This is a genomic window from Microbacterium atlanticum (assembly GCF_015277815.1).
In the GTDB taxonomy this organism is placed as follows: domain Bacteria; phylum Actinomycetota; class Actinomycetes; order Actinomycetales; family Microbacteriaceae; genus Microbacterium; species Microbacterium atlanticum.
Genome location: NZ_CP063813.1, coordinates 2,214,069 through 2,226,400, shown reverse-complemented (window position 1 = coordinate 2,226,400; position 12,332 = coordinate 2,214,069). Strand labels below are relative to the sequence as shown.

Genomic DNA, 12,332 nt, shown 5'->3' with positions numbered 1-12,332 from the left:
AGCGGGCGCGCGCCGGTGGTCAGTGGGTGTCTTCGGCTTCGATCTCGGTGCGGTCGCCGGACCACAGGGTGTGGAAGGTGCCTTCCTTGTCGATGCGCTTGTAGGTGTGGGCGCCGAAGAAGTCGCGCTGTCCCTGGATGAGGGCGGCGGGCAGGCGTTCGGCGCGGAGGCCGTCGTAGTACGCCAGCGAGGAGGAGAACGCGGGGGCGGGGGTGCCGGCGCCGGCGGACGCCTGCACGATGCGGCGCCACGCGCCCTGTGCACGGCCGAGCGCGTCGGCGAAGTACGGTGCGGTCAGCAGCACCGGCAGGTCGGGCTCGGCCTGGTACGCGTCGGCGATGCGGTTGAGGAACTGGGCGCGGATGATGCAGCCGGCGCGCCAGATCTTCGCGACCGCGCCGAGGTCGATGGTCCAGTCGTACTCGGCGGCGCCGGCGCGGATCTCGTCGAAGCCCTGCGAGTAGGCCACGATCTTGGACGCGTACAGCGCGAGGCGCACGTCCTCGATGAACGCGTCGGCGTCGTCGACCTGCAGGCCCTCGGCGGGGCCGGGCAGGTCGCGGGAGACCTCGCGCTGCTCCGGGTGGGACGACAGCGACCGGGCGAAGGTGGCCTCGGCGATGCCGGAGACCGGCACGCCGAGCGACAGTGCGGTCTGCACCGTCCACGCGCCGGTGCCCTTCGCGCCGGCCTGGTCGACGATGACGTCCACCAGCGGCCGGCCGGTGGCCGCGTCCGTCTGGCGCAGCACCTCCGCGGTGATCTCGATGAGGTAGGACTCCAGCTCCCCGGTGTTCCACTCGGCGAACACGTCGGCGATCTCGGCGGGTGTCTTGCCGGTGCCGCGGCGGATCAGGTCGTACGCCTCGGCGATGAGCTGCATGTCGGCGTACTCGATGCCGTTGTGCACCATCTTCACGAAGTGCCCGGCGCCGTCGTGGCCGACATGGGTGACGCACGGCTCACCCTCGGCGACCGCCGCGATCGAGCGCAGGATCGGGCCGAGGGTGACCCAGGACTCGTCCGAGCCGCCGGGCATGATCGACGGACCGTTGAGAGCGCCCTCCTCGCCGCCGGAGATCCCGGCGCCGACGAAGTTGATGCCCGTCTCGCGGACCGCCTTCTCGCGGCGGATGGTGTCGGTGAACAGCGCGTTGCCGCCGTCGACGATGATGTCACCCGGCTCGAACACCTCCACCAGCGAGTCGATGACCGCATCGGTCGGGCGCCCCGCCTTGACCATGATGACCGCGGTGCGCGGCTTGGTCAGGCTCGCGGCGAACTCCTCGTAGGAGAATGCCGGCACGAACTGCGCCTCCGGGTGCGCCTCTGTCAGCTCGTCGGTCTTGGAGCGGCTGCGGTTGAACACCGCCACGGTGTTGCCCTCACGCGAGGCCAGATTGCGAGCCAGGTTCGAGCCCATCACCGCCAGGCCGACGACGCCGATGTTCGCCGTCGCCGCGACGACACCCTCGGGGCCCTCCGGTTGAGGGGTCGGACGGGCGACGTCCTCCGGCGCCGGCGCGGCCTCGTGCGCGGTGGCCGCCACATCAGGAGCCTGGTCCTGATCCGTCGAGATGTTGGTCTGGGCCTGCTCGCCGGTCAGCGAAGGATCGTTGGATGACACACGTGCTCCTGGGGTTGAGTCGTCGCTTTCAGCCTAGAGTCTGGCGGCTCCGTGTTACGCCGCAGCGGCCGGAGTCTCACGGGGGACCGCACGCGGTTGTGACCGCCGAGCACCCGTGGGCTAGCGTGGCGACGTGATCGCGCCGCGCACCGCAGAAACAGCCGTCGCCCCCGACTCGCGCATCGTCGTGATGGGCCCGAGCGGCTCGGGCAAGTCCGCGGTCGGCAGCGCGCTGGCCGAGCGCCTCGGCTTTCGGTTCATCGACGCCGACGACCTGCACCCCGCGGCGAATGTCGCGAAGATGGCCGCGGGGACGCCGCTGGACGACGCGGATCGCATGCCGTGGCTCGACATCGTGGCCGGGAAGCTGCACGAGACCGGGGGAGCGGTGGTGGCGTGCTCGGCGCTCGCCCGCCGCTATCGCGAGCGGATCCTCGACAGCGCGCCCGCAACCGTCTTCGTCGAGCTGCGCGTGTCCACCCGCGAGCTGGCGCGGCGCATGGCCACCCGAGAGCACTTCATGCCGTCGTCGCTGCTCGCCTCCCAGCTGCAGACGCTGGAGCACCTCGAACCCGACGAGCCCGGTGTGGTCGTGGCGGGCGACCCGCCGCTGGCGGAGGTCGTCGATGCCGCCGAGCAGGCGCTCCGCCGCTACGCGAGGGTGCGGTAGCCGGAGGCCCGGCTGCCGGAGCTCAGTCCTTGTTGCGGTACGCCTGACGCCCGAGGCCCCAGAACGCCAGCGCCGTCCCGATGGCGCCGACCGCGGCCATCGCGCCGATCAGCCAGAGCAGGGCGTGAGACCAGAAGCCGTATTCCATGGGGTCCTCCGTGTGAGCGGGACGTCGGTGCGTTCCTCATCGTAGCGGGGGCGCTGGTAGACTCATGTCGAACTTCGGCGAGGGATGCCTCGCGCCCGGCGGTCACGGCGGGCTGCGGCATCCGTGATCGACGCGGTGATGCGGGCCCCCGGGCTTTCCTCACGCGCGCGCGTTCGAGTCGAAGACACCCCCATACCCACGGTCCCGCCACCTCGCGGGCCGAGCACACAACGGGCCGATGCCCGCAAGGAGAACCATGTCCACTGAGGTCGACACCAAGGTCCAGGCCGAGCTTCGCGAGAACTTCGGCAAGGGCTTCGCCCGCCGCCTGCGCGCCGCCGGCAAGATCCCCGCCGTCATCTACGGCCACGGCACCGACCCCGTCCACGTCGCCCTGCCCGGCCACCAGGTCTCGCTGCTCGTCCGCCGCGCCAACGCCGTGCTCGAGCTCGACCTCGGCGGCAAGGAGCAGCTGACGCTGGTCAAGGACGTCCAGAAGGACCCGGTGCACCAGATCATCGAGCACATCGACCTCCTCGTCGTCAAGAAGGGCGAGAAGGTCCAGGTCGAGGTGCCCGTCATCGTCCACGGCGAGCCCTTCGCCGGCACGATCGCCAACCTCGACGCGCAGACCGTGACCCTCGAGGTCGAGGCGACCCACATCCCCGAGCACGTCGAGGTCGACGTCGAGGGCCTCGAGGACGGCACGCACATCACCGCCGCCGACCTCACGCTGCCCCGCGGCGCGACCCTCGCCGCCGACCCGGAGATGCTGGTCGTCGCCATCTCGGTGCCCGCTGCGACGCTGGCCGCCGAGGACGAGATCGCCGAGGCCGACGCCGAGGTCGCCGCCGAGCAGTCGGAGGCCGCCGAGACCCCGGCCGGCGAGAGCGAGTCCGAGTAATCCTCGGAGGGCTGTTCCGGCGAGGGGGTGCGGATGCCGCGCCCCCTCGTCGCACCTCCCGACGAGCGCGATCCCGACCGACCGACCGGTCGGGCAGGAGGGACGTCATGGCAGAGGCGTGGCTGATCGTGGGCCTGGGCAACCCCGGACCCCGGTACGAGCCGACCCGCCACAACGTCGGCCAGCTCGTCGTGGACGAACTCGCCGGGCGCCGCGGCGACTCCTTCAAGGCGCACAGGGCGAACGCGCGGGTGGCCGAGACGTGGCTGCGGCCCGGCGGCGCCAAGCTGGTGCTCGCCAAGCCGAACACGTTCATGAACGTGTCGGGAGGCCCCGTCGCGGGCCTGGCGAAGTTCTACGGCATCGAACCGGAGCGCGTCGTCGTCATCCACGACGAGCTGGACATCCCGTTCGACACCATCAAGCTGAAGGTCGGCGGTGGCCACGGCGGCCACAACGGCGTGCGCGACGTCGCCAGGGCGCTGGGCACCCCGGACTTCGCGCGGGTGCGCGTCGGCATCGGGCGCCCGGCTGGACGCCAGGACCCGGCCGATTGGGTGCTGGAGGCGTGGGGACCGGCCGAGCGCAAGAACCTCCCCGTCCTCGTGGGCGATGCCGCCGACGCCGTCGAGCAGCTGGTCGATGAAGGACTGCTCGCCGCGCAGCAGAAGCACCACGCGCCGCGGGCCTGACGCCGGCTCAGCCGCCGATCCCGCTCCCTGCGGTGAGGCCGGCTCCCAGCAGCGCCTGCACGGTGACGCCGAAGGCGACGGGTCCGAGGGCCGCGACGATCACGGCGGCGATGCCCGCGCCGCGGCCTCGTGAGGTCACCATGGCGACCGTCCCCTGGATGAGGGCCCAGAGCCCCAGGACGGTGCCCGCCCAGAAGGCGATCTCGCCCAGCAATACCCAGTCCCGTACCGGCGTGAGGATCGACCAGTCGAAGTCGGCGGTGACCGGCCGGCCGCTGATCTCGCGCCCCGCGCCGAGCCCGATGTTGAAGGCGGCCGCCGCTGCGAGCAGGCTCGCGCCGACAGCGGCGACCACGGCCAGGACGAGTGCGACGATCCCGAGCGCGCCGCTGCGACGCGGAGGGGCGGCCCCGGCCGGCGAGAACGGCGCTGCCCCGGACGGCGCCACGCCGAAGCCGGTGGGCGGCGCATAGCCGGGAGGCGGCGCGTACGCGGCCGCGGACGGAGGCCCGAACGGCGCGGTGCCGGGCGGGGACCAGTTCTGCGGCGGTCGGGACGGGGCCGACGCCGGTCGCGAGGGTTCGCTCACGCGACTCATCCTAGGAGCAGTGGCCCGGCCGTCGGCCGGTGACCTCGAGGCGCGGGTGTCCGGCGTGCACCGTAGACTCGTGCGGTGACAGTTCCCGGGATCGTGCGCGCCCTCGAACAGACTGAACCGTTCCGGGATGCCGTGGCTGCGGCATCCGTCGACGCCGACTTCTCGCTCGTCGAAGGGCTCGACGCCCCGCTCCTCGCCGCGCTGCTGGAGCGCCGACGCGCTGCGGGCCGGCCGCCCGCGGTGCTCGCGATCGCTCCGACCGGACGCCGGGCGGAATCCCTCGGGCCCGCTCTCGGGGCCCTTCTGCCCGGTGCCGAGGTGCTCCACTTCCCGGCCTGGGAGACGCTGCCGCACGAGCGACTCAGCCCGAGTGCCGAGACGGTCGGCGCCCGCCTCGACATCCTCCGGCGCATCGCGCGGTGGGACGCCGCCACGCCGCTGGTCGTGACCGCCTCGGTGCGCGGGGCGATCCAGCCCCTGGCGCCGGGACTGGCCGACGTGCAGCCGATCGAGCTCGTCGTCGGCGGCCGCGGCCATGACCTCGGCGACGTGTCGTCGCGGCTGGTGGAGCTGGCGTACCACCGCGTCGACATGGTCTCGCGCCGCGGCGAGTTCGCCGTGCGCGGCGGCATCCTGGACGTGTTCCCGCCGACGGCCGCCCACCCGTACCGCGTGGAGTTCTTCGGCGACGAGGTGGACCAGATCCGCGCGTTCTCGGTGGCCGACCAGCGGTCGCTCGCCGGCGACGTGCGCGAGGTCACGCTCCTGCCGAGCCGCGAGCTGCTGCTCACCGAGACCGTGCGCGGGCGCGCCCGGCAGCTGAAGGACGAGTTCCCGGGACTCGCCGGCATGCTCGAGAAGATGGCCGAGGGCATCCCCGTCGAGGGTATGGAGTCACTCCTTCCCGCGGTCGTCGACGACCTCGTGACCCTCGCCGACTACCTTCCCGAGCACTCGGCGATCGCCCTCGTCGACCCCGAGCGCGCCGTCACCCGGGCGATCACCCTCGGTGAGACCAACCGCGAGTTCCTGGAGGCCGCGTGGAGCGCGGCGACGGCCGGCGGGCGCACGCCGGTGGACCTCGGCGCGGGCGACTTCCTCACGCTCCCCGAGCTGCGCGACGCCGCCCACCGGCGAGGCGGTGTCTGGTGGCGGCTGAGCTCCTTCGACTCCGGAGAGGCGGATGCCGCGGCCGAAGGACTCCTCGACACCTCCGCCGACGATGACGTCGATGTCGCGCTCGAAGCGGCCGCCGCGATCCGCGTCCCCGGTACGGCGATTCCCTCGTTCCAGGGCAATGTCGAAGGCGCCACCGCGCACGTGGGCTCGCTGCTGTCCGAGGGCTGGCGCGTCGTCGTCGCGGCCTCGGGTGCGGGGCTCGTCGAGCGGGCTCGCGACGTCCTGGCCGAGCGCGGCATCGCCGCGCGCCGGGTGGACGAGGTGCTGCACGCCCCCGAGCCAGGCGTGGCGCATGTCGTGCTGAGCGTCCTGGAGCGAGGGTTCCAGTCGCCCGACGCCAAGCTCGCGGTGCTCACCGAGTCCGAGTTCTACGGCCGCACGATCGGCGGCGACAACCGGGTCGTGAAGAAGCTCGCATCGCGACGCAAGACCGTCGTCGACCCCCTGCAGCTCAAGACGGGCGACTACGTCGTGCACGCGACGCACGGGATCGGCAAGTTCGTCGAGCTCACGCAGCGCGAGGTCTCCAGCGGCGGGCGCAATGCGGTCAAGAGCGTGCGGGAGTACCTGGTGCTGGAGTACGCGCCCTCGAAGCGCGGCTACCCGGGCGACAAGCTGTTCGTGCCGACCGACCAGCTGGACCTCCTCTCGCGCTACGTCGGCGGGGAGGCGCCGTCGCTGTCGAAGATGGGCGGCAGCGACTGGGCGCAGGCCAAGAGCCGGGCCCGGCGGGCGGTGCGCGACATCGCGGTGGAGCTGGTGAAGCTGTACTCCGCGCGCATGGCGTCGAAGGGTCACGCGTTCGGACCCGACACGCCGTGGCAGCGCGAGCTGGAGGAGGCGTTCCCGTTCGCCGAGACGCCCGACCAGCTGCAGACGATCGATGAGATCAAGGCCGACATGGAGAAGCCGATCCCGATGGACCGGCTGCTCTCGGGCGATGTCGGCTTCGGCAAGACCGAGGTCGCGGTTCGTGCGGCCTTCAAGGCCATCCAGGACGGCAAGCAGGTGGCGATGCTCGTGCCGACGACGCTCCTGGTCAAGCAGCACCTCGACACGTTCACCGAGCGCTTCGCCGGCTTCCCCGTCAAGGTGCGGGCGCTCTCGCGGTTCCAGACCGACAAGCAGGCGCGCGAGGTGGTCGCGGGGCTGGCCGACGGCACCGTCGACATGGTCATCGGCACGCACCGCATCCTGACCGAGAAGGTGCTGTTCAAGGACCTGGGTCTGATGATCATCGATGAGGAGCAGCGCTTCGGGGTCGAGCACAAGGATCAGCTGAAGAAGCTCAAGACGAACGTCGACATCCTGGCGATGAGCGCGACGCCCATCCCGCGGACCCTCGAGATGGCGGTCACCGGGATCCGCGAGATGTCGACGCTGCAGACCCCTCCGGAGGACCGGCACCCGATCCTGTCGTACGTCGGTCCGCGCAACGACAAGCAGATCGCCGCCGCGATCCGGCGGGAGCTGCTGCGCGAGGGGCAGGTCTTCTACGTGCACAACCGCGTGCAGTCGATCCAGCGCGTGGCCGCGCAGCTCGCCGAGCTGGTGCCGGAGGCCCGCATCTCCGTCGCGCACGGGCAGATGGGCGAGCATCAGCTCGAGCAGGTGGTCGACGACTTCTGGGAGCGCAAGGCCGACGTGCTGGTCTCGACGACGATCATCGAGACCGGCCTCGACATCTCCAACGCCAACACCATCATCATCGACCGCGCCGACAAGTACGGCCTGAGCCAGCTGCACCAGCTGCGCGGTCGGGTCGGGCGCGCCCGTGAGCGGGCCTACGCCTACTTCCTCTACGACGACCAGAAGCCGTTGAGCGAGACCGCGGCCGATCGGCTCGAGACGATCGCGGTCAACAACGATCTCGGCTCCGGGATGCAGGTGGCGCTCAAGGACCTGGAGCTGCGCGGCGCCGGCAACCTCCTCGGCGCCGAGCAGGCCGGGCACATCGCCGGCGTCGGCTTCGATCTGTACCTCCGCATGATCGGCGAGGCCGTCTCCGCCTTCCGCGGCGACGAGACCGAGGGACCGACGGAGCTGCGGCTCGAACTGCCCGTCGAGGCCCGCATCCCCGAGTCGTACATCGACAGCGAGCGCCTGCGGCTGGAGGCGTACCAGAAGCTGTCGGCGGCGGCATCCGCCACCGCGGCGTCCGATGCGATCGACCACGTCGTCGAGGAGCTGACCGACCGCTACGGCGAGCCGCCGGCGGAGGTCGAGGGCCTGCTCGCGGTGGCACGGCTGCGGCGGCGCGCGGCGCAGGCGGGGCTCGCCGATGTCGTGGCGATGGGTCCCAACCTGCGCATCGCGCCGGCGAACCTGCCCGACTCGATGCGGGTGCGCCTGCAGCGGCTGCACCCGAAGGCGAAGCTCGTGGCGGGTGGCGAGGCGATGGTCGTGCCGCTGCCGAGCGCCGGCGGCGAGCCGCTCGGAGACGACGGGCTCATCGCGTGGGTGGCGCAGCTCATCGAGCAGCTGTGGCCCGAGAAGAAGACCGAGCCGGCAACCGGTGGAGACGCCCCGGTCTGACGGGGGGGCCGCATGCCGCCGGCGGGACTCAGATGACGCCCTGGGCGAGCATCGCGTGGGCGACGCGCTCGAACCCGGCGCAGTTCGCACCGACCACGTAGTCTCCCGGCCGGCCGAACTTCTCGGCCGCGGCGAACGCCGCCCCGTGCACGTCGGCCATGATCGACCGGAGCTTGGCCTCACTGTCGTCGAAGCTCCACCGCTGCCGGGCCGCGTTCTGGCTCATCTCGAGGGCGGAGGTCGCCACGCCGCCGGCGTTGGCCGCCTTGCCGGGGCCGAACAGCACGCCCGCCGCCTGGAACAGCTCGATCGCCTCGGGCGTGGTGGGCATGTTGGCGCCCTCGGCGACCGCGCGCACGCCGTTGCCGATGAGAGCCCGCGCGTCGTCGGCGTCGAGCTCGTTCTGCGTCGCGCTCGGGATCGCCAGGTCGACGGGCACCTCCCACGGGCGGGCGCCCTCGACATAGCGCGCGCCGGGTCGACGCGCCGCGTACTCCGAGATGCGCGCGCGCTCGACCTCCTTCACCCGGCGGAGCAGGTCCACGTCGATCCCGGCGTCGTCGACGACGAAGCCGGAGGAGTCGGATGCCGTCACCGGCGTCGCGCCGAGCTGCCGGGCCTTGTCGATGGCGTAGATCGCGACGTTGCCGGAGCCCGAGACGCCGACCCGCTTGCCCTGCAGCGACTCGCCGTGCACGGCCAGCATCTCGGCGGTGAAGAACACCGCGCCGTAGCCGGTGGCCTCGGTGCGCACCTCGGCGCCGCCCCACTGCACGCCCTTGCCCGTGAACATCCCGGACTCATGACGGTTGGTGACCTTGCGGTACTGGCCGAAGAGGTAGCCGATCTCGCGCGCGCCGACGCCGATGTCACCGGCGGGCACGTCGGTGTGCTCCCCGAGGTGGCGGTACAGCTCGTTCATGAACGACTGGCAGAACCGCATGATCTCGGCGTCCGACCTGCCGTGGGGGTCGAAGTCGCTGCCGCCTTTCGCGCCGCCGATGCCCTGGCCCGTGAGCGCGTTCTTGAAGATCTGCTCGAAGCCGAGGAACTTGATGATCGACAGGTTCACCGACGGGTGGAACCGCAGGCCGCCCTTGTACGGACCCAGGACGGACGAGAACTGCACGCGGAAGCCGCGATTGACCTGCAGGCGCCCGGCGTCGTCCACCCAGGGCACGCGGAACAGGATCTGTCGCTCCGGCTCCACGAGTCGCTCGAGGATGCCGCCGTCGACGAACTCCGGATGCGCGTCGAGCACCGGTGCGATGGATTCGAGGACCTCGTGCACCGCCTGCAGGAACTCGGGCTCGTGCGGGTTGCGCAGCTCCACCGTGTCGAGGACGAGACGGATGGACTCGGAGGCGGTCAGGGGTGTGGGGGCCGAGGTGGCGGGCAGCGCAGGAGACATGGGGAAGCTTTCGGGGGTGGAGCGATGTGCCGAAGCGGCGCCATTTCACCCTACCCACGCCCCGGCGGCAGGCGGCCCGTGTGACAGCGCTCGGGCCCCGGGCGGCACTCAGGGCCGCGGGGGGATCGCACTACGCTGTGAACCGAGCGGCTCCGGCGCGACGACGCGCCGGGGCAGGCGAGGAGGCATGATGCGATTCGAGCACCTCGGGGTCAGCCCCCGGATCCACCCCGACGCGGTCGTCGCTCCGACGGCGGTGATCAGCGGCGACGTCGTGATCGGCCCCGACTGCCAGATCCTCCACGGGGCGGTCGTGACCGCGGAGGGCGGCGCGATCACGCTCGGCACGAACGTCATCGTGATGGAGAACGCGCTCATCCGCGCCACCGCGACGAACCCGGCGCACATCGCCGACCACGTCCTGGTCGGGCCCATGGCCAGCATCTCGGGTGCGGTGGTGGAGGAGGAGGTCTTCCTCGCGACGGGGACGCGCGTGTTCAACGGCGCGTATCTCGGTGCCCGCAGCGAGGTGCGCATCAACGGCGTGGTGCACCTGCGGACCACGCTGCCCCCGGACTCGACCGTGCCGATCGGGTGGGTCGCCGTGGGGCATCCGGTGCAGATCCTCTCGCCGGACCGGCACGAGGAGATCTGGGCGGCGCAGCGCGAGCTCGACTTCCCCGGCTACGTCTTCGGCCTCGACCGCGAGACGCCCGACCTCATGGTGCAGCTCACCGAGCGCTACGGTCGGAGCCTCGCCCGCCACGTCCACGACCGCCGGGTCGACTGAGGCCACCCGGCGCGCACGCCACGGCACCTGGTCAGCGCGCGATCGAGGATCTATGGTCGGTCCATGGGCCGTCCGGGGACCCGATCGAAGCTCGAACAGGCTGCGGGAGCCTTCTCGAGCAACTGGCGCAACCCGAACCTGCGGCGCGCGCAGCTGAGCTTCCTGGGTGCGTGGACGGCCGAATGGGCCTTCACCGTCGCCCTCGGCATCGTCGCGTACAACGAGGGTGGGGCGGTCGCGCTGGGCCTGGTCGGCCTGCTGCGCATGCTCCCCTCGGCGGTGCTCGCGCCCGTCCTGTCACCCTTCGCGGACCGAGGCCGCCGAGAGCGCGTCCTGGTGACGGTCTCGCTGCTGCGAGGTGCCGCGACCGCGGTGGCCGCACTCGTGATCGCCGCCGCGGGACCGGTCATCGTGGTGTACGCGCTCGCCGTGCTCTCCACGATCGCCGCGACGCTGTTCCGCCCGGCGCACTCAGCGCTGCTGCCCACGTTGTCGCGGAGCGGATACGAACTGGCGAGCGCGAATGTGGTGCGTGGTCTGCTCGACTCGATCGCCACCCTCGTCGGTCCGCTGATCGCCGCCGTCCTGCTCGCGGTCGCCGACGTCTCCGTCGTCTTCGTCGTCGCGGCGGCGGCGTCCTTCTGGGCGGCGCTGCTGCTGTTCCGCGTCCGATACGATGCGCCCCCCAGACCGCCCGCTCCTCGACCGAACCTGCTGAAGGAGGCGGCCGACGGGCTCCGCGCGGTGGGGCGGAGTCCCGATCTTCAGCTCATCCTGGGTCTGGCCGCTGCCCAGTCGATGACTCGCGGTGCGCTCACGGTGTTCTCCGTGGTCGTCGCCATCGAGCTGCTGGGCATGGGGGAGTCGGGCGCCGGCGCGCTCATGGCCGCGGTCGGAGTGGGCGCGGTGGTCGGGTCGCTGGCAGCATCGCTGCTCGTGGGGACTGGGCGGCTGGGTGCGTGGTTCGCCGTCGGTGTGGGGCTGTGGGGGCTGCCGGTCGCGCTCGTCGGGGTGTTTCCCGAGCAGACGGCTGCGCTGTTGCTGCTCGCCTTCGTCGGCGTCGGCAATGCGCTGATCGACCTGGCGGGGTTCACCCTGCTCGGAAGGCTGGCGCCGGACGCGGTCATGGCCCGGATCTTCGGTGTGCTGGAGAGCCTCGTGGTCGTCTCCATCGGGCTGGGCTCCATCCTCGCGTCGGGCCTGATCGCATGGTTCGGCCTAGAGGCGGCGCTCATCGGCGTCGGGCTGGTCTGCCCCGTGCTGGCAGTGCTCTCGTGGGGGCGGCTGCGGCGACTGGATCGCGCTGTCGGAGCGCTGGACGACGACGTCGAGCTGCTGCGGCGGGTGCCGATGTTCCAGCCGTTGACGCTACCGGCGATCGAGCAGATCGCCCGGAGGCTCCAGCCGGTCCACGTGGCAGCGGGGCGTGCGGTGTTCGCGGCGGGAGATGTCGGCGAACGCTACTTCGTCATCTCGGAGGGCGAGGCGGATGTGATCGGCGACGGCCGGGTGGTGGCCACCCTGGGCGCGGGCGAGGGTTTCGGCGAGATCGCGCTGCTGCGCCGCACCCGGCGCACCGCGACCGTCGTCGCCCGCACCGACCTGCGGCTCGAGGCGCTGGACGGCGAGCGGTTTGTGGAGATCGTCATGGGGTATGGACCCAGCGCGCGCGCCGCATCCGAAGGAGTGGACCATCAGCTCGGGCGCTATGCGCCGCAGGGTGGGATCGGCGACCTGCCCGGCCAGGAGGGCGCCGAAACATGACAGCACGCGCAGCA

Annotated in this window: 10 protein-coding genes; 6 read left to right on the top strand and 4 right to left on the bottom strand. The window is 71.8% G+C overall.

The window, feature by feature from the left end:
• Positions 1-19: 19 nt before the first annotated feature.
• Positions 20-1,627 carry an NADP-dependent phosphogluconate dehydrogenase gene (gene gndA / locus IR212_RS10170; protein ID WP_194395811.1) on the bottom strand — a complete coding sequence of 536 codons (1,608 nt, stop codon included), beginning with the start codon at positions 1,625-1,627 and terminating at the stop codon, positions 20-22.
• 190 nt (positions 1,628-1,817) lie between these two features.
• Between gndA and IR212_RS10165 the strand changes: the two genes are divergently transcribed.
• Positions 1,818-2,297: a gluconokinase gene (locus tag IR212_RS10165; RefSeq protein ID WP_194398638.1), complete on the top strand. Its 480-nt coding sequence runs from the start codon at positions 1,818-1,820 to the stop codon at positions 2,295-2,297.
• Positions 2,298-2,319: 22 nt separating this feature from the next.
• Here the strand turns inward: IR212_RS10165 and IR212_RS17240 are convergent, their stop codons facing one another.
• A complete protein-coding gene (locus IR212_RS17240) occupies positions 2,320-2,445 on the bottom strand; it encodes a hypothetical protein (protein WP_273542092.1) in 126 nt (41 codons plus the stop codon).
• 256 nt (positions 2,446-2,701) lie between these two features.
• Here IR212_RS17240 and IR212_RS10160 point away from each other — a divergent pair, with 256 nt between their 5' ends.
• Positions 2,702-3,349 carry a 50S ribosomal protein L25/general stress protein Ctc gene (locus IR212_RS10160; protein ID WP_194395810.1) on the top strand — a complete coding sequence of 216 codons (648 nt, stop codon included), beginning with the start codon at positions 2,702-2,704 and terminating at the stop codon, positions 3,347-3,349.
• Positions 3,350-3,456: 107 nt separating this feature from the next.
• A complete protein-coding gene (gene pth / locus IR212_RS10155; RefSeq protein ID WP_194395809.1) occupies positions 3,457-4,041 on the top strand; it encodes an aminoacyl-tRNA hydrolase in 585 nt (194 codons plus the stop codon).
• 7 nt (positions 4,042-4,048) lie between these two features.
• Here the strand turns inward: pth and IR212_RS10150 are convergent, their stop codons facing one another.
• Entirely contained in the window at positions 4,049-4,639 is a 591-nt protein-coding gene (locus IR212_RS10150; protein ID WP_420488597.1) for a hypothetical protein, read from the bottom strand.
• 75 nt (positions 4,640-4,714) lie between these two features.
• Here IR212_RS10150 and mfd point away from each other — a divergent pair, with 75 nt between their 5' ends.
• Positions 4,715-8,353, top strand: a complete 3,639-nt coding sequence (gene mfd, locus IR212_RS10145) for a transcription-repair coupling factor (protein WP_194395807.1) — start codon at positions 4,715-4,717, stop codon at positions 8,351-8,353.
• A gap of 28 nt (positions 8,354-8,381) precedes the next feature.
• On the opposite strand, the gene gdhA is transcribed toward mfd, so the two are convergent.
• The gene (gene gdhA, locus IR212_RS10140) at positions 8,382-9,764 is read right to left on the bottom strand and encodes an NADP-specific glutamate dehydrogenase (RefSeq protein ID WP_194395806.1); all 1,383 of its coding nucleotides are present in this window, start codon (positions 9,762-9,764) and stop codon (positions 8,382-8,384) included.
• Between the two features lie 190 nt (positions 9,765-9,954).
• On the opposite strand from gdhA, the gene IR212_RS10135 reads away from it, so the two are divergent.
• Positions 9,955-10,554, top strand: coding sequence for a gamma carbonic anhydrase family protein (locus IR212_RS10135; protein WP_194398637.1), 600 nt, complete (start codon positions 9,955-9,957; stop codon positions 10,552-10,554).
• Between the two features lie 63 nt (positions 10,555-10,617).
• Entirely contained in the window at positions 10,618-12,318 is a 1,701-nt protein-coding gene (locus IR212_RS10130; protein ID WP_194395805.1) for an MFS transporter, read from the top strand.
• Positions 12,319-12,332: the final 14 nt, after the last annotated feature.

What these genes read in the sequence shown, in the direction of transcription:
- IR212_RS10160 (WP_194395810.1), top strand. Translation starts at nt 2,702, where the DNA reads ATGTCCACTGAGGTCGACACCAAGGTCCAGGCCGAGCTTCGCGAGAAC.
- pth (WP_194395809.1), top strand. Translation starts at nt 3,457, where the DNA reads ATGGCAGAGGCGTGGCTGATCGTGGGCCTGGGCAACCCCGGACCCCGG.
- IR212_RS10130 (WP_194395805.1), top strand. Translation starts at nt 10,618, where the DNA reads ATGGGCCGTCCGGGGACCCGATCGAAGCTCGAACAGGCTGCGGGAGCC.
- IR212_RS10150 (WP_420488597.1), bottom strand. Translation starts at nt 4,639, where the DNA reads ATGAGTCGCGTGAGCGAACCCTCGCGACCGGCGTCGGCCCCGTCCCGA.
- gdhA (WP_194395806.1), bottom strand. Translation starts at nt 9,764, where the DNA reads ATGTCTCCTGCGCTGCCCGCCACCTCGGCCCCCACACCCCTGACCGCC.
- IR212_RS10135 (WP_194398637.1), top strand. Translation starts at nt 9,955, where the DNA reads ATGCGATTCGAGCACCTCGGGGTCAGCCCCCGGATCCACCCCGACGCG.
- IR212_RS17240 (WP_273542092.1), bottom strand. Translation starts at nt 2,445, where the DNA reads ATGGAATACGGCTTCTGGTCTCACGCCCTGCTCTGGCTGATCGGCGCG.
- IR212_RS10165 (WP_194398638.1), top strand. Translation starts at nt 1,818, where the DNA reads ATGGGCCCGAGCGGCTCGGGCAAGTCCGCGGTCGGCAGCGCGCTGGCC.